General features: G+C 58.2%; 23 protein-coding genes. 6 read left to right on the forward strand and 17 right to left on the reverse strand.

Features of this window, described 5'->3' with window-relative positions; genetic code table 11:
• Positions 1–714 precede the first annotated feature (714 nt).
• The 7 genes from YU9_RS0102155 to YU9_RS0102185 form a co-directional block, all read right to left on the reverse strand.
• The gene (locus YU9_RS0102155; protein ID WP_027571298.1) at positions 715–1,137 is read right to left on the reverse strand and encodes a hypothetical protein; all 423 of its coding nucleotides are present in this window, start codon (positions 1,135–1,137) and stop codon (positions 715–717) included.
• A 97-nt stretch (positions 1,138–1,234) separates the two neighbouring features.
• Complete coding sequence (locus YU9_RS0102160; RefSeq protein WP_027571299.1) at positions 1,235–1,780, reverse strand: thermonuclease family protein; 546 nt, start codon at positions 1,778–1,780, stop codon at positions 1,235–1,237.
• Complete coding sequence (locus YU9_RS0102165; RefSeq protein ID WP_027571300.1) at positions 1,777–2,793, reverse strand: hypothetical protein; 1,017 nt, start codon at positions 2,791–2,793, stop codon at positions 1,777–1,779. Before YU9_RS0102165 ends, YU9_RS0102160 begins: the two co-directional genes overlap by 4 nt.
• Positions 2,794–2,814: 21 nt before the next feature.
• The gene (locus YU9_RS0102170; RefSeq protein ID WP_027571301.1) at positions 2,815–3,477 is read right to left on the reverse strand and encodes an SOS response-associated peptidase; all 663 of its coding nucleotides are present in this window, start codon (positions 3,475–3,477) and stop codon (positions 2,815–2,817) included.
• Positions 3,478–3,549: 72 nt separating this feature from the next.
• A complete protein-coding gene (locus tag YU9_RS0102175; protein WP_027571302.1) occupies positions 3,550–3,990 on the reverse strand; it encodes a hypothetical protein in 441 nt (146 codons plus the stop codon).
• A 31-nt stretch (positions 3,991–4,021) separates the two neighbouring features.
• Positions 4,022–4,312 (reverse strand): hypothetical protein, encoded by a 291-nt coding sequence (locus tag YU9_RS0102180; protein ID WP_027571303.1) that lies wholly within the window; start codon positions 4,310–4,312, stop codon positions 4,022–4,024.
• A complete protein-coding gene (locus YU9_RS0102185) occupies positions 4,309–4,674 on the reverse strand; it encodes a hypothetical protein (protein WP_027571304.1) in 366 nt (121 codons plus the stop codon). The genes YU9_RS0102180 and YU9_RS0102185 overlap by 4 nt, the downstream gene beginning before the upstream one ends.
• Positions 4,675–5,682: 1,008 nt before the next feature.
• Here YU9_RS0102185 and YU9_RS40620 point away from each other — a divergent pair.
• Positions 5,683–6,324 carry a hypothetical protein gene (locus tag YU9_RS40620; RefSeq protein WP_036016843.1) on the forward strand — a complete coding sequence of 214 codons (642 nt, stop codon included), beginning with the start codon at positions 5,683–5,685 and terminating at the stop codon, positions 6,322–6,324.
• A 31-nt stretch (positions 6,325–6,355) separates the two neighbouring features.
• Here the strand turns inward: YU9_RS40620 and YU9_RS45310 are convergent, their stop codons facing one another.
• The 5 genes from YU9_RS45310 to YU9_RS0102215 form a co-directional block, all read right to left on the reverse strand.
• Positions 6,356–6,505, reverse strand: coding sequence for a hypothetical protein (locus YU9_RS45310; protein WP_245266277.1), 150 nt, complete (start codon positions 6,503–6,505; stop codon positions 6,356–6,358).
• A 117-nt stretch (positions 6,506–6,622) separates the two neighbouring features.
• Complete coding sequence (locus tag YU9_RS0102200) at positions 6,623–6,973, reverse strand: hypothetical protein (RefSeq protein ID WP_027571306.1); 351 nt, start codon at positions 6,971–6,973, stop codon at positions 6,623–6,625.
• Between the two features lie 234 nt (positions 6,974–7,207).
• Positions 7,208–7,687, reverse strand: coding sequence for a hypothetical protein (locus YU9_RS0102205; RefSeq protein ID WP_156951629.1), 480 nt, complete (start codon positions 7,685–7,687; stop codon positions 7,208–7,210).
• A gap of 259 nt (positions 7,688–7,946) precedes the next feature.
• On the reverse strand, positions 7,947–8,282 hold the full coding sequence (locus YU9_RS47305; protein WP_027571308.1) for a hypothetical protein: 336 nt from the start codon (positions 8,280–8,282) through the stop codon (positions 7,947–7,949).
• A 137-nt stretch (positions 8,283–8,419) separates the two neighbouring features.
• Positions 8,420–8,803 (reverse strand): hypothetical protein, encoded by a 384-nt coding sequence (locus tag YU9_RS0102215; protein WP_156951630.1) that lies wholly within the window; start codon positions 8,801–8,803, stop codon positions 8,420–8,422.
• 1,496 nt (positions 8,804–10,299) lie between these two features.
• Here YU9_RS0102215 and YU9_RS0102225 point away from each other — a divergent pair.
• The 4 genes from YU9_RS0102225 to YU9_RS47315 all read left to right on the forward strand — a co-directional run bounded on the left by YU9_RS0102225 (position 10,300) and on the right by YU9_RS47315 (position 11,865).
• Positions 10,300–10,632 (forward strand): hypothetical protein, encoded by a 333-nt coding sequence (locus YU9_RS0102225; RefSeq protein ID WP_027571311.1) that lies wholly within the window; start codon positions 10,300–10,302, stop codon positions 10,630–10,632.
• A 207-nt stretch (positions 10,633–10,839) separates the two neighbouring features.
• Complete coding sequence (locus YU9_RS0102230) at positions 10,840–11,073, forward strand: hypothetical protein (protein ID WP_027571312.1); 234 nt, start codon at positions 10,840–10,842, stop codon at positions 11,071–11,073.
• Positions 11,074–11,493: 420 nt separating this feature from the next.
• A complete protein-coding gene (locus YU9_RS47310) occupies positions 11,494–11,649 on the forward strand; it encodes a hypothetical protein (protein WP_156951631.1) in 156 nt (51 codons plus the stop codon).
• A 63-nt stretch (positions 11,650–11,712) separates the two neighbouring features.
• Positions 11,713–11,865, forward strand: coding sequence for a hypothetical protein (locus tag YU9_RS47315; RefSeq protein WP_156951632.1), 153 nt, complete (start codon positions 11,713–11,715; stop codon positions 11,863–11,865).
• Here the strand turns inward: YU9_RS47315 and YU9_RS44515 are convergent.
• Positions 11,862–12,431 carry a potassium channel family protein gene (locus YU9_RS44515; RefSeq protein WP_051380310.1) on the reverse strand — a complete coding sequence of 190 codons (570 nt, stop codon included), beginning with the start codon at positions 12,429–12,431 and terminating at the stop codon, positions 11,862–11,864. The two genes, YU9_RS47315 and YU9_RS44515, sit on opposite strands and share 4 nt — an antisense overlap.
• Positions 12,432–12,819: 388 nt before the next feature.
• Here YU9_RS44515 and YU9_RS0102245 point away from each other — a divergent pair, with 388 nt between their 5' ends.
• Positions 12,820–13,251: a hypothetical protein gene (locus YU9_RS0102245; protein WP_156951633.1), complete on the forward strand. Its 432-nt coding sequence runs from the start codon at positions 12,820–12,822 to the stop codon at positions 13,249–13,251.
• 58 nt (positions 13,252–13,309) lie between these two features.
• On the opposite strand, the gene YU9_RS0102250 is transcribed toward YU9_RS0102245, so the two are convergent.
• The 4 genes from YU9_RS0102250 to YU9_RS0102260 all read right to left on the reverse strand — a co-directional run bounded on the left by YU9_RS0102250 (position 13,310) and on the right by YU9_RS0102260 (position 14,694).
• Positions 13,310–13,774: a hypothetical protein gene (locus YU9_RS0102250; protein WP_027571314.1), complete on the reverse strand. Its 465-nt coding sequence runs from the start codon at positions 13,772–13,774 to the stop codon at positions 13,310–13,312.
• Positions 13,775–13,848: 74 nt separating this feature from the next.
• The gene (locus tag YU9_RS0102255) at positions 13,849–14,088 is read right to left on the reverse strand and encodes a hypothetical protein (RefSeq protein WP_027571315.1); all 240 of its coding nucleotides are present in this window, start codon (positions 14,086–14,088) and stop codon (positions 13,849–13,851) included.
• A gap of 136 nt (positions 14,089–14,224) precedes the next feature.
• Positions 14,225–14,359 carry a hypothetical protein gene (locus YU9_RS50730; RefSeq protein ID WP_256375852.1) on the reverse strand — a complete coding sequence of 45 codons (135 nt, stop codon included), beginning with the start codon at positions 14,357–14,359 and terminating at the stop codon, positions 14,225–14,227.
• 98 nt (positions 14,360–14,457) lie between these two features.
• The gene (locus tag YU9_RS0102260; protein WP_027571316.1) at positions 14,458–14,694 is read right to left on the reverse strand and encodes a hypothetical protein; all 237 of its coding nucleotides are present in this window, start codon (positions 14,692–14,694) and stop codon (positions 14,458–14,460) included.
• Positions 14,695–15,291 lie beyond the last annotated feature (597 nt).

A 15,291-nucleotide genomic window follows, 5' to 3' on the forward strand; every position in this document is an offset into this window, starting at 1 on the left:
CCAACATCCCTTACCCGCCGAGGTCTGCGAGAGGATGAGACGACCATGGAGGACGGTCTTCCCGGCGCATGCGAACACTGGTGACCCGAATGGCCCGCTCGAGGCCTGTCCGCTAATCAGCTCGAATGCGCGCTGATATCCATGATGGCCCGGAGCCCAACACGCTCCAATCAGAGGCCGGATACATTGATGCAAGACCGCATCTGCCAGGTTGACGAAACCGCTTGCAACGCGCGGCCGGACCATACATTCGGGTCAAATGCGAAGAACTCAGGCTGAGCACATCAAGTCCGCGACGGTCCACTGATCCGACCTCGTGAGTGTGCAGCCACATCGCCAATTGCGGCCACGCTGGCGCTCGTCTCAGTCCGGGCTTGCGGTTCGCGGTCCCGCTTGCGGGCATCGACGGGCAAGCTGATCAGCGAGGTCGTCGAGACTTCTCGTACCTAAGCGACCGCCATTTGCTCTTGCCCGGTAAATGGGGCGCGAGCCGTTTACCGGCGTTTACCGGCAAGCCTGCCTCCGGAGTAGCCTGCGCCCGGAAAACGCACAGGCGGCGCTCCAATCAAAGCGCAAAATCGCCCGGGTGAAATACGCTCACAGGGGGCGGTCGCGCGTCCCCGCGCCGGACTGACAGCGCCAAAGTACCTTTTGAGGATCGCCCGAGCGACATAGCTTCGGACCGCGAGGTTGGTTTCACCTAACCTTCGAACGCTAGAGCGGCCTGCATTGATCGATGTAGAGCCAGATGCCCTGATGCTCGTCCTTCTTGTCGCGCGAGTACGAAGGAATTTGTGAGGCCGATGAAGCGGCGGTGCAGTACATCGATCCAGCCTTGATAGCTGGCATATACGGGCTAGCGGGTTTATCCTTGTCATACACTGTCACAGCGATGAACCCGATCTTGATTTTCTTGCCATTGACCTCAAAGCTTTCTCCGACCGCAAGGCGCGGCGGCGGCACGAACCGACTGCAAGGTCCGGTCGACTGAATGAGCCAACCGCCCGCCTCCGAACATTTAACTTTGCCGTCGACAGCCTCGATCGATGTGGCCTGATAGGTCCGAGTGTCATCGGCCGTGGCTGATGCGGCCGAAAACAAGAGTACAAACGATGCGGCGGTGGCAGAGCGGATCATCGTGTCGTCGTCTCCAGCAGATGGTAAATTGTCGCTACAATTCCGAAGTCTTTTGTGTCGGGCAAGTGCTACCAAATGCCTAATGCGCCAATCTCTGCTAACCGTTTTCCTCCGCTTCATCGGAGCATCGGGCCGGTCGCCCGCCGAGCCTGACGCATTCGCGAAACCGCCATGGCTCGACGAAGCTGCCCGACCATATCCCGCGCTCGCCACGCCGCGCTTCATCCTGCGCCGCAGCATAGCGCCCCCTGCTGTAGCGCGGCCAATCCAACGCCAATCCCTGGCGAACAAGCCAATCACCAAGGTCAGTACCGCCCACGCCGCAGGTCGCGACTGTTCTTCCATACCGGTCATGGTCGGTAGGCGCGCACGTCACAGGGCGTCCAGCGATGAACGCATCCAGCGCGTTCGCAGTCTTCGCCCCGCACCGGTACTGCAGGCTATCCGCGCCCCGGCAAAGCTGGCCGCTCTCTGGCGCGTCGATGCCCCAAAGGCGGATGCGCGTGCCGTGGATTTCGATCGTGTCGCCGTCGATGATGCTGGCTTGGCCGGTCAAGTCCACGGCAGACACCTCGCCGATCGCGGTAAGGGTCATGGCGAAGGTCACAATCAATCGCCAAATGCAGTTGAGTGCGCGCTTCATTCCACGCTGATCAAAATTCTCTGGCGCAACTCTCGCAGCAGTTCCGATGCCGTCATGTCTAACAGCGATACGGTGTCGCCGACCAGCCGCAAATTGGTCTTTATCCTGGCTCGGATGACATCGTGGTTTTCGCGATGGATGCCTTTGATCGTGCCGAGAACGGCAGCGCCCGATTTTCGTGACCCGGTCTGCAACAGATCGATATTAGTTGCGTGAAATCCAAATCCAAGAAAGATGATCATCCGCGCATCAGCTAACACTCCCTCTACAGCTTGAACGTCATGGAGGGGACGCTGCTCGGTGTATGTCCGCATGGCGTCGATGCGCGTGAATGGATCGAATTGGGCCGTCGTTCCGAATGCATGCTGATCGGTGCTGTTGAATGACAATGCACCGATTGAACCATACGGTCTTATCATGTTGAGGTTTTGTACGATCTCCTTAGCCTCATCTGCGGTGGCGGACGCCCGCTCTTGCAAGGCCCAATACAGATAGTGTTCGATGCAACGATCGTAGTTGAAGTTTATGAAAGTGACGTGGTCAAACGCCGTTCTAAGCTGCGATCGTTGAATGCGTGAAAGGGCCATGGATAGCAACTGAGATAGCCATTTCCCGTCAGCGCGGTCCACGTCCAGCCTGCCAGTCTCCTTCGATATCGCAAGAGTGCTGTTTCGTTCTGCCTCCAGAATTTGGCCGATGATGGCGATCTTGCCGACCTCGACTGCCTCCGGTGTCGCGCCGACATAGTGCAACGCTTCATCTATTGAGATGAAAGACCCGATGGCAGCAGCGAGCACGTTAGAGGCCCGCGTATACACGTTCCGCCGCTCTTGGTCCGGCACGCGCCGTCTAATGTGATCCAGCAGATCGTGATCACCGCCGATCAAGCTGCCATGCTGAAAACGAAACCGTACTTTTTGAGCGATTTCAGCCTTGAGAGTACCGCCAAGCGGTAGGCCATATTCATAGCTGGCACCCGCGCCGATCACAAACACGATGGACTTGCTAAACAAACCTATGCTCCTATGGTGCGATCACGCCGCAGTTTTATCTTCCTTGTCCGCGCCACGCATTACTATCCTGAGCGCATCGTCAGCCAACGGCCGCTGCAAAGCCTTCGCCTCATCCCACGGCGCGCGCATCCAGACATCGCGCTCCTCGTCGGTGGTCAAGATGACGGGCATTGCCTTGGGGTGGATAGGCTCGACGACTGCGTTCGGCGCGGTGGTCAGGAAGCCGTAAACGAGGTGTGGGCCGGGGATCGGTTTGGACTTCGTGCCCCGGTCGCCCCTGAACTCGGTCCAGATGCCCGCGAACGCGAACAGCGGCCGGTCCTCATTCAGCGCGAACCAAACCACATCCTTTTTCTTCGTCTCAGGGTTTGGCTCGGGTGCGTATTCGGCAAAGCTGTTGGCCGGGACCAAGCATCGGTTCTCCGGCTTTAGCCATCCGCGCCAGTGCGGCGACGTCGTGTTGCGGATGTTAGTGACGGGCGGCCCGCCCGTGCGCGACGGTGGCGGCATTCCCCACCGCATCAAGCCCATCTCACGGCCAGCGTCGCTATTGCGGATCACCGGAGCCGGATAGTCTGGAAATACACCCGGCATCGGAGCCAGGTTGCCGACATAGCGATTAACCACGCGAAACAGAGCGCGGATCGCCTCTTGGTTCGTGGTGACGCTGTAGAGATTGCACATGCGCGAGGCTGTTACGTTAGCGGCAATCGCCATGGACCGTCGCTAGGAAACTTCCACCAACCGCCCGGCGTCCTACCTCTCGCTGCGCTGGCCCCTATGGCCGACTACTCGGTCGAGAGACGAGAAGGCGGAAAACATCGCCTGTAAGTCGACAGCACGAAACACGCTCGTTGACCTCATATAGCGATATTCGAAAGTCTTATGTTTTTCGGCCAGCAAGTCGACCAACAGGTCGCCTCCGGTGTCAAATAGTCCTTTGGACCTACACAGGTCTCGCAGTTTTGCGAGATCGTGCCGAATGCTGTGGTGTCTCAACTCTGCGTCGGTGTAGCCTTTGTAGCCGAGAAACGCCTTGAAGTACAATTCAGTGGCGAAACCGCAGAGCATGTGAAACGCCAAATAAAAGGGCGTATCATCTGGCGTCTGCAGGCGATGCGGGTTGCTCATCATCGCATGAGCTGATTGCACGTACCCCTTCGCCACGGAGTACGGTTCCGTCGGATCGAGGCTCATTTAATCTCTCTCCCGACCACCACGCTGACCATCAAAGTTTGATGTCGTACCACTCGGGCATCCCTTCGGCCGAAAACCGTTCGTGTGAGAAGGGGAGTGCCCAACTTGGCAGGTTCACGCTTTCAAATTGCTCCCATACATACAAGCCCAACAATGGATAGCGACTGTCGCAGGACCAGCCGACCTTGGCTTCTTCCGCGGTGAAAATACCATCCCCCTTACGCTTCCAAATTCTGACGAGCGAGCGCTTATGCCCGCTTACGAGTGCAGCACGATGAGCGCTCGCAATTGCTTCGCGGATGGCGTAGTCGCGGTCGCTCAACCAAATCTCCAAAAAGGGTTGTCGACTTGGGCTCCGGTAGGTGCATAGGTGTGGTAGAACCACATCCCAAATTCGCTGTCACTCTCGTCGAAGTTCAGTTCGACCTTCCATTGTGGGTAATTGACCAAGCCGGATATCTCATATCCGTGGTTGCCATCTAGGATGTGAGTAGAGCTCTTGCCGAAGCCGGTCCGCTTTGTCACGCTCGTGATGTAGATGTCGAAGCAGTCTCGTTCTGCAAACGATGCTTGTGTCTTATCATCCCAGCATGGCTTGTGCTCTTTAGCGCTGCCGCGAGAAGTCTTCTTTCGTCCGAACATTTTGCCCCCCAAGCCGATGCGGTTCATTTGCATTTCGGACATGGTTTTTCCCAACCAAATGTCCCATCTGCCTTTTCGACGATCTTAGGATATCCCTGGCGCTCGCGTTCCGCGCTGCATTTCGGCCATCGCTTTGTGGCCCAGTGACTTAAAGTCCATGAAGCAGGAAGAACTCCGTCCATGCCGCTCGTGCCTCCTTCGGCTTCCGTGTCCTTCACGTAAAGGTAAAAAACACCGCCTATAGGCACCTCGCTCATAGTATTGGGACATGTGCGCCCCAGTCGCAGTCCGTCTTCGTCAGTTTCGTCCTTTGCTAGGCCTGCGAAGATCAAACCGTTCGCAAACAAGGCACGCCTAGCAACGGGCTCGCATTGTTTCCATTGTCCCGCCTGATAGGGCGTGCTCGGACTTGGCTCCGCAAAGCCCTTTGTCTTATTCGCTCGTTCCCAACAGGCCTCGTAATATGCTTTTCCCGTCATGCTGCCCGACGCTTGCCAATCGGTATAGAGCCAGTACCCGGCCCCAAGTGCCAGTATCAGAAAAAACAGTTCTCTCATGACTTTCCCCCGCCGCGCATCATCATGCTTCACGGGAGGATCAAACGCAACGCAAACGGCTCGCAAGGTTTCACACGCAGGCCGACTGTGGCGAGCCTGAGTAGAGATAGATGACGTAGAAATAACCGTCCCGCGCGCAATAAAAAATAGAAGCATTGCGTTGCGCCGCGTGGGTGTCGCTCGATCGGCCGGGCGTCAATTGGGACTTTTCCCAGTGCTGCATGAGACCTTCGACGTAAGTAGAAGCCCGGTATCCAAGCCGCGCGCAACTCACGCTAAGAAGCGCTTCGCACCGGGGCTGGGCCATTATGTGGATGCGGGTCACTCGGCGGGATTAACCATTCCGCATGCCAGCACCGGATTTTCCCGGATGGACCTGTTTCCAATATCTCGATTGAAGTCGAGCCATTTCTTTTGCTCGTCGCGACTACCCGGCACTGGATCTCGATTGTCGGTCTTTGCGCGCGCGCTCCCAGGAACAGACGCTACTGCAATGAAAAACCTACTGCTCACCGCCTTCGCCATTGCCCTGTCAGTGACTACTGCGGCCGCTCAAGTCTCTATCCCGAGCGGTGCTTGGAGTGCCTATCGCGACAAGACAAGCGACAGCAAAACGATCTGCGGCATGCAAACCTATTTCCCTGCGGCGAAAGCCAGCATCTTCGTGAAGTTCATCGAGGGCGACGATCGCATCCGGGTTCACATGATGAAAGATAGCTGGCGTTTCCCCTCCGATCATTCGATCGACATCCAATTGACAGTCGGGTTCGACGGATACTCGCAAGTCGTCAACGCGCGCGGTGGCGTTTCTGAGAAAGGCTATCCGATGGTCGAATTCTCACTAACTAGTGGCATCGACGAGTTCTTGCGCCAATTCGGCGACGCGAACTACATGTGGATCGAATACCCGCAGGGCGACGAGCCGCGCTGGTCCGCGCGCATGATTGGCAGTCGCAAGGCCGCAATGCTCTTCAAGGTTTGCACGCTCGCGGTGCTGGACCAAATGAGCGCGAGGAAGCCCACCCAACCGTATGGCTCTGCGCCGGCCAAGCCCACGCAACCCTTTGGGTCGGCGAAACAGCCGACCCAACCGATCAAGCAGCCTCCATCAAAAAATGACGATGGTTCAATCTAACGATAGGCTTTAGACCGTCGCGGTCGCCCGATCAGGCCACGAGCCGCAGCTTGGGATCAATGGCCTTCACAGGAGGCTCGCCAATGTTCCGCCGTAACTCGGCCGCCACGCCGTTGAGTACCGCGCGCTTTTCCTTCAATCGCTTGCTGTGATTGTAGACCTTGCCGGTGACGGTCGGCACGATCAGTTTTCTGCTTTTTGCACGCGGCGTGATCGAGACACTTCGCTGTCAATCCATCATCAAAGCCGACATTGATCCACCACCGCTTGTCGCGTGGCACGGCGGCCTTGATCTCGGTCAGGGCCGTAGCTTTCGTTTCCAAGGCGGCTGCGGAACAGGAGAGTGGACGCTTCGAGGCTCGATCGGCGGTGGAACGCCCAATGGGCGACTGTCTTTGATCCGTTGGAGCTCTTCCTCTTCCTCCCGTTCCATTTGCTCAAAAGCCCGATGGATACGCACATTCTCCTCGAATTCCTTGTTTTGCTCGCCTTGCCATTTCGCGAGCGCAACCGGGTCCTCCGGATCTGCACATCCGTTCCTGCGCATTTCCTCGACCCATTCGTCGAACTGCGCCATCCGCTCAAGCTCTTCGGCTTCCACCTGCCTAAGATATCTAAGTACCCGCCCGGTCTTTGGTTTGTCGTTCATCGAGTGTCCCCCTGTGCCGGGATGCGGTATAGCAGGCAGGAGAGCGTGCGGAAGCCCTCCGTTTGGCTGAGGGCCACGGCGCCGCAGCGTGTTTCAAAAAGAAAAAGCCCGACCCCGGCGAGGCGGGATCGAGCCGACGATCAGGCGATCAGAGCGCGGCTGCCAGGCGGCGAGCCGCACTCCGGTGTCCGGGTTGCCGCAATGGTGCAGGCTCGGCGGCAGCCGCGCCGCTTCTCAAACTTCGAGAGAATGCGCGGCGAGGATCGCCCGCTTCATCTCGTTGCCGGTCAACGTCTCGCGTTCAAGCAGCGCACGCGCAACGCCCTCGATCTCGTTCCACCACTGGCCAACAAGCTGTTCGGCCTTCGCTTCCACATAGCGCCAGTACAGCTTGGCGACTGTGCCGTTGCCGTGCAGGTCGTCGATCAACCCGGCGACGGTCCCGAAGTCGTAACCGCTTGTCAGGTGCGCCGTGTTTCCCTTGCGCCATGCCGAGTGCGGCGCAAAACGTTTTTGCGCATACGGGCCAGCGAGGATGATTAGGATCAAGGTCTCGTCGCTCGTCTTGCCGATGGTCGCGCGGCCCGATGCGATGTTATCCGGCTTGATCGATAGCCGCTTGATCCGGACGCCGAGCCGGTGGGCGGCTACGGCATGACCGGCCTCATGATGTGCGATGATCTCACGCCGGGTCGCCATCGGTGCCGCTCCCAACCTCGCTCAATGCCGCCCTGATCTCGCCATCAGTTGCCGCCACGTCAAGCAGTCAGGTGCGGCAGCCACACCGTGGCCCGCGAAGGTACGGCCAGCTTGCCCGCCCGGATCGTCCGCAGCACGCCGGACCATTCCGCCACGAGGGCGGCAGCCTTTCACCAAGTCGGCCGCGCAGCTTGACTGCCTTGACGTCGGCAACTCCCCTTGCCCGGCGGCCAATTGTACGGCTCTCGCGTTCTTGGTCGTGCACCCACCGCGATCAGTGCAGTGTGCCGGGCGGATAATCGATGACCTTGATCAGACCGAGCGCTTCATACTCCTTGCTCTTTTCCTCGCTCCAAGCAGATGTCGCGCCCTTGATGTCCAGATAATCGATCACGGCACGGGTCCTATCCTTCATCAGAACTTCAACCTCACCGTAGTACTGCCAGCCGCCGCCACGCCCGCCGTTGTTACCCTGCGCGGCTCGGACCATTACACCCTCAACGACTTCCCCGGTTTTCAATGAGAGCAAGACCAGTCCGCCTATAGGCATTTCGGCCGAAATCTTCGCGATATGCCGAACCTCGTCGACCGATGAAGTCCATCTTGCCATGATCGAATTGCTCCACTTTAGCGCACCAGTAATATCCGGATATTTAGGACAATTCAGGTTTGGTGCAAAGAAAATGCAGCGAAGCTCATGGCGCGGGACGGCGTCCCCGCGGCAACCACGCGGGCAGCCGACCCAACCTAATCATCGCTCGCCCCGGCGTAGTCCAGTGCGACGAGCCGGCCATCGAGATATCCCCAATCGCTTTCTTTGTACTCGAACGGCTCTCCGGGACCGCCCGGCATGTAATCCCAATCGGGGAAATCGTCGTTCGCGAGCCGTTGAAGCTGATCTTCCCGCGTGAGCGGTACGGCGCGCCGCATGACGTTGATCAAGCCGAAAGGTGCGGTCCAGAGGATAGGGCAAAGCATCTCGCGCCTTTCTGGCGTCGCGCGATCCCATTCGCGCCGTTCGCGCCGATTGCCATCGCGTCCGCGCTGCGATCGGGCAAACTTGACGGCATATCGACGGACGCAAAGGGTCAACCGCGTTGTGCCCGCCGTGTGCCATTCGATGTTGAGCATTCGGAGGATCAGCCTGCCCAAGCCACGTCGCCGAGCCGATCGTCCGGCATCGGGTCGCGGGCATCTTGGGAATTCCCAAGATAGGCCGCCCGCCGTTCAGCCCTCGCCCGGCGTCCATTCGGTCTGCGCGGCGAGCGAACCACACTCTCAGGCGTGAAGCTCTGCCGCGTGCCGCAGCAGCCGCAGCGCAGTTGCTTCGCCGCCAGGTCGGCGATGGCGGCGGTGATGACGGCGGTGTGGCCGCACTTGCAGCAGCGCACGGGCCACGATTGGGCGAGAGGTAGCAGCATGGCCATTACGTTACGCCGTTCGCGTTCCGGTGTCACGGTGCGTTACCCTGTCACGGTGCGACCGTAACGCTCGACCGTAACGTGCCGCGTTGCCGTCTTTGCCGGTGCGCTTGGCAGGTGGCGCATGTGCGCCAGTTGATTTGCGCGCTACCGCACCTGCCGCCGCCTGCCTCGCGCGCAACCGAAACAGATGCAGTCCTAGACCGGATAGAGAGGCCCGCCGCTTCGCGCTCCCTGTCCTCGCTTCGCTCGGCGCTCCGCTTCGCTCGCGGACAGCGACCGGCAGCCTGCCCTTTCCCATTTCGTCATGACGGAGGGAGAACGGGAGGCGGGGCACACTTCGCCCTACGCGGGCGAAGCGTCGTCTGCATGACGGCATGGAGCCACGGTGCGCAGACACACTGGATCGGCGAGCTAACTTCCCGTGGGTACTCCCGGAAAGTCCGCGCCGGGGTCAGCCGGTCGGCGCTCTCGCTACTTCATCTGACGGCGGCGGCATCGCAGCCGATCCAGTGGCCGCGTGTCGCGTGCGGCTCCTGTCCGGGCCGCGTCCTGTTCTTCCTGCCGGTGCCCTCCGGCTTGTTCCACGCCGGTCATGGTCCCGGCGATCGGCCCTCTAGGCGGGCTGGCTATGGACGCAAAAAGCCCGCGCGCGGGGTCAGCCGCAGCGCGGGCCTTCGTTAGTCACTCGGCTCAGAAGTGCTTTAAAACAAGAATTCGAGTTTGAGAGCGTTAGTCGCTGTAACCCATTGACAGAAAAGGCTCCTGCCCTTTCTGCCGGGATCGCCAGCGTTTTCCTCGCAAGATCATCTGTTGACGAAGTATCGGCTTCGTTCTGGCCTGCTTTCTGTGTTGCGCGCCGCTACAAGCCACAGCGAGCAAAATCAAGCCGTTACCAGCTAGTACAAACCACTGCGCGCAACGCGGACGCAACACGCCGCTTCCTGATTTGTTCGCCAGAGTTTGGTGCCGACGCAGAAGCCCCGCCGTCACAAGGCTGTGGCATAGCCATTGCATTCTAAACGCCAACCGGGATTTCAGTGCTCGGTTAGACAATAGACGGTGCCGAGACGCGTATTTCGAGCTCGGCACCGCTCTTTGGCCGCCGCCCTTACAATGCGTTCTGCCCGCTTTCGATCCTTTTGACGCATCCGCAGCCTTGAAGTTGGCTCTCGCCAAGCGCATCGCCTCAGCATCCCACTCGGGATGAAGCTGGCAATGCTTCCTGAAGCGTTGCGGGGGTCCGCATATCCGGGCGTCGGCCTCTTGATCACCACTGGCGCCGCAGTGAACGTGACAGGATGGCATTCCGAGAACGTGGACCGACCGATCTTCGTCAACATCTCGGGCGGCAATACGACGGTGCAACTCTTTCAGATCACCGGCGGGGCCAACTGCAGCTCGGTTGTCACGCGCCAGGGCGGTAGCACTGCCAATGTAACCGTGCTCGGTCGCATTCATCCAAACGGATGTACAAATGCCATCAACAATGGCGGCACGCCCACCACCGGGCTCATCGTCGACAACACGAAGATCTGAGGCAGACCCGATGACCAGTAACCTGCCTGCCAGCCGGCCGACGGCTGAGAAGCCCGACAAGCCAAAGCCGATCTCCAAGGTCCGAGCCGCGATCGACGCGATGGTACGCGGCGACGCCAGGACACGATCACGGCAGCCGCAGAGCAAGCGGGCCTTTCCCGGGAGCATCTGTCGCGCGAGCTCAGCAGGCCGCACATCGCAGCTCTGTTGCAGGAGAAGGTCGCGCGCAATCTGGCGATGAGCAGCGCGCGCCGGTGCCACGAAGTGGATTTGCTCGACAGCGCCAACGACATGGTGCGCGACCGCGCGTCCAGCTTCATCTTGGGCTTGACCGGTCACTCGCCGGCGGGAGCCCCTGCGGTAAACGTCAACATCGAGGCCAGAGCCGGCTACGTCATCGACCTGAGCGACGACCAGCCCATGAGGATAGTTTCGCCATGACCAAAGCAGCGAAAGCCGAGGGTCAGCACGCTGCGGGAGGGACGATCTCGAACTTTGAATTCGGAAAATCTAGGGGTTAAATCATTCTGATTCCCGCACAAATTGCATGCCCTTCAAGGGAACCAACCGAGGGTAAGGCTAAATTTCGACGTAATTCCAAATAGTTACATGACGGTCACGCCCCTTGAAATAGGGCTTGCGCCCCCTACGTTCTTGGGCAAGAATTCAAGCCACTTAAACGACAGGCGGTGAGCATCGCCAACGCCGGAACGGTACACCCGTTTGATCCATATGGGGTCGCAAAAGCGGGCACCAACCTCGGCGAATGCCGCTCAAACGCTGTCGATCATAGCAAGGCAAAAATGCCAACTGATCGCCCCCGAAGGCTGCTTCCGAGGGCGGAATCTGGAGCCACCTGGAGTGCTGGAACAGCGGAACGCTGCCGGCGCGACGGCGTTTCTCCGGTATCGCGTGGTTCTGCGCCGCCTTCGAGGCGACGCGGAAGATTTGCTGTCTGTGATTTGGCTCAAGGAATTTTTAATGCTTTCTTTTAATGCTTTCGTTGAAAACTTTTGAAACGGATTTCCGAAAGAGCGAATCGGATACAAGCTGGAACGCAGGAAGCAAAGGAGGACTGGCATGACCGCGCTGATCGCTACCGGTTCTCGTATAGTTTCGGACGGCTGGCGTCTGCTCACCGACACAGACCACCCGGATAAGCTCGCTGTACGCGTGTTTGCGCTGACTACGGCGGTTATAACTTTGGCAGTCACGATCCGCGTTATTTTTTAGCTATCGAGCTCTGAGCGACCTAAGCCTGAAACGGCTTGGGTCGCGAGGCCAACGATCAGACCGAAAAAGACGTATCCGGTCAAAGCCTCAATCCCTGCGATGATTCTCATTTCGGGTAGCGCCGTGAAATCGCCGTAGCCCAACGTCGTCCAAGTCACGATCGAGAAATACATCGCGTTTCTACCGGGCGCATCCACTCGAAGCGAGCCGTCTGGCAGCGGCGGCGGCGTTGGCCCGCCGTACATCAGCCCGTACCCTCTGTACATCGCGGCGAATACGAAGATCAAAGCGATTTGCTGAGCTAGCAAGATCCAGAACGACTGTCCTGGGCGCATCTCGAGAACAAAGAACCCCAATATTAGCGAGAGCGACGTGAGCAGACATAGGATCATCACGAACCAGCAATAGCCAATCTCGTTCGTGAAATCGTCCCATCGCAGGAAAAACAGAACGAGCCCCAACCCTAGCGTTGCGAACATCGGGAAAAGGATGAAGAGCAGTGCCTCTGTATGGTGGTCGATAAGCGCAAGAAATCGAGAAAACAGCCGTCCTAGTCTAAGCAACAATGGTTTCCCCCACGATCTCAATCGCCCAAAAAAAATGTCTGATGAGTGAACCGCAACCGCAGGGCGAGCGCAAGCACTTCAGCGTGCCAATTGCCAAACTACCGCTAGGCCCAGCAGGATGAGCATGCAAATCGCAGTGCCGCGGCCGATGCGGTTCATGTCAGCGCGGCCGCAATTGTCGCAACGTGTATTCGCTCAATTCAACCATGCACGGCTTGTAAGTGCCGCAATCCGGCGGATCTCGGGTAGTTCGCGGGCAAGTTCAACGACGGACCGCCACGTCATGAACTGTAAAACAACCAGAAGAAGAAATAGCATCAACAAAAGGTTTGTCCGCAGCCAACGCAAGGCAGCGCGAAATCCGTCCCGAGCCCCTGGCTTAAATGGCATGATCGATCATCCCCCAACTGAATTTCCCGCAACTCGAGGGCGAGTGCAAGGGCCATGCTGGTCGGAGGCCTCAGCCCTCTGGGAGGCGCGCAGTAACTCATTTGAGGCGGCGGCGCAGTCCAAAGTGGCTCTGTCAATACGAGCGAATCGCGAGGGCTCGGCGTTCAAGGTGGCCCACAGCTCTTATGCGGTTTCCCAACTTCAGGCGATCCTCTTGTTCCATGTTTCGGAAAGAGTCCGCGTCCAGCGTGAATGTCACTTCGTTTCCACGTACCGACTGATAGGCAACAGTGCACCGCTTATCGTTTGTCTGGATGATACGACCATGATCGGTGACTGGGTGAACCTCAATCAACTTCCTGGCGCGAACTATTTTGTCGCCCGCTTCATGGCCTACGACGACGAGCGATCGTTTTTCGTCTGTGTTTGATGTGATCGCCAGTTCAGAGAGCTTGTTTCTCTCGGTGGGCACAATGCTGCGAATTTGCTCAAGAGTGTTCCTGTGCCATTGCAAGGCTGATCTCGCCTCTCTCGGCAGACGCCGATGGTTCGGAGATGTTATCGACGAAATCGCTTCCGTTGGATTGTATCTCGGAGGCAAGCCGTTCAGCAGCATCTTCACCCGATCGACGCTTTTGCAGAACCTTCTTCCGCACTACGGGGGCCTGAAGCGCGAGCACTAGACTGCTGAATTTCGGAGGCGCGACGTGAAACTCTATCGATGCACTTTTCAAGTTGAGAAGGCCTGGCGGTAAGAGGATGCGGCGCGCCGTCTCGTGCGTCTTGTTCACAAGAGCCGTCAGCATGCCGACGGGCATATGAGATCTGCCGAGCGACACCCACTGAAATGTCAATGCAAGCAACGCTCTCGCCTCGATAAGCGAATCCCATATCAGCTTAGCTTGAGGCATCAAACCGATGCGCCGAGCGGGAAGAAACCGTTCGCTCCACAACCGGATCTCGTCTTTCCAATAGCGACTTACGTGCAGATCTGGGGTGAGCTCAACGACAAAAATCTGATCGGAGCTTAGCGCTCTCGTAGCGACAGTTTGCCGGCTCTAAGAGCGAGCAAGTGGTCGTCATCGATCTGGCTTGCGTGAAAGAAGCTGTTCTCGTCACCTTCATCGAACTTTACGAACAGCGTCCTTGAGAGCCCCACCTGGGCAACGAAAACAACGGGACCGTCGAAAGAGTAAAGAACCTCTTGCGGCACGAGCGGATCGTCGCTCCAAGGTGGAAATCCCTCATGGTCAGGCTGCCAGGTCATGCTTCCGGACCAAGGAACAACGAAAAATCGTCAGCCGTAAGCACGACGTCTGCCTTCTTCCAATACGTATGATGGCCAGGCTGGTCATTAGAGGGAGTGTGCATCAGCTCCCCATTGTCCTCGTCGACGGTGAACTTTACGATTGAGCATCTTCGGAAGAAGGGAACAATCTTCCGGGCGTGGCGCGGGCGATTTCCTTGCGAACGTCGTCCGCTTCCGCGATCTCGCGGCGGATGACGCTGTCAAAGGCTTCGGTGATCAGGTCTCGCACGGGTTATTACCACCTTTTAGGAGCGTGCCGGGGCCATCAGATGCCGGCTTTTTCCGGTCGCGTTGTTCAAATACGTAGAGCGCTCCTTACGGAGCGCTCTACGATCGACAGTTACGCCTTCGCAAACTGCCGGCGCGCAAGATGGCTTCGCATCTTGCTCGGACGCTTTGATGCTCGGTGCGCATGTGCATCGAGTAGATTTCCTCAAGCCCAAGGAAGACGTCTTCAACCGCTCCGGAGCCGCGCGCATTTTCGAGATCCTTTTCGACCCGCGCCAAAATCTTCAACTCTTTGGCGCAAGCTCTGTCCGGCTTCTGTTTTGTTACCGCTTTCATTGTCGTTTTCTCCGTCGATCTTTCTGAGAGCGAGATAGTCGTCCGGAGCCAGAGCAACGACAGGCGCTCCCTCGCGCCTTTAGGCTTGCGAAACTAGACATACGCGCGAGGACTCCCGACTTTGGGGAAAACGATTACGCCTGCCGTACGAGGTTTTCTGGACCTCATCGCGATAATACGAAATGCCATTCGGCCACGTCAACGTTTAAGTTGCATTGTTTTGTAGGACACGTATTGAGTCATCAATTATATCGACACACAAAGGTGCACCGTGTTTGAATCGCGCGATGAAGCGCAGAATCAAACGGAACTCGCAGATGTGGACGGAAAGCGAAGCTGCTCAAGTGCTGCGTTGCTCGACGAGCCACGTGAGACATCTGCGGGGTCACTCGTCAGCTCGGGTGTTATCCAGGCCGCCCCGGCCTCTCACAAGCCGATCTGGAAACATACGTCGCGGCAGTGAAGATCATCAGAGTTCGACTGCCTGGAACAGCCAAGGGGTACCCGCTGACACGCGGCCGCACGTGCTGCGGACGCGGGGTGCACTGATCTTGCGAAATCGAACAGCGGCGATTGTCCGAGCTAAGCCAGCTACCC

The organism is Bradyrhizobium sp. WSM1743, from assembly GCF_000473065.1.
In the GTDB taxonomy this organism is placed as follows: Bacteria; Pseudomonadota; Alphaproteobacteria; order Rhizobiales; family Xanthobacteraceae; genus Bradyrhizobium.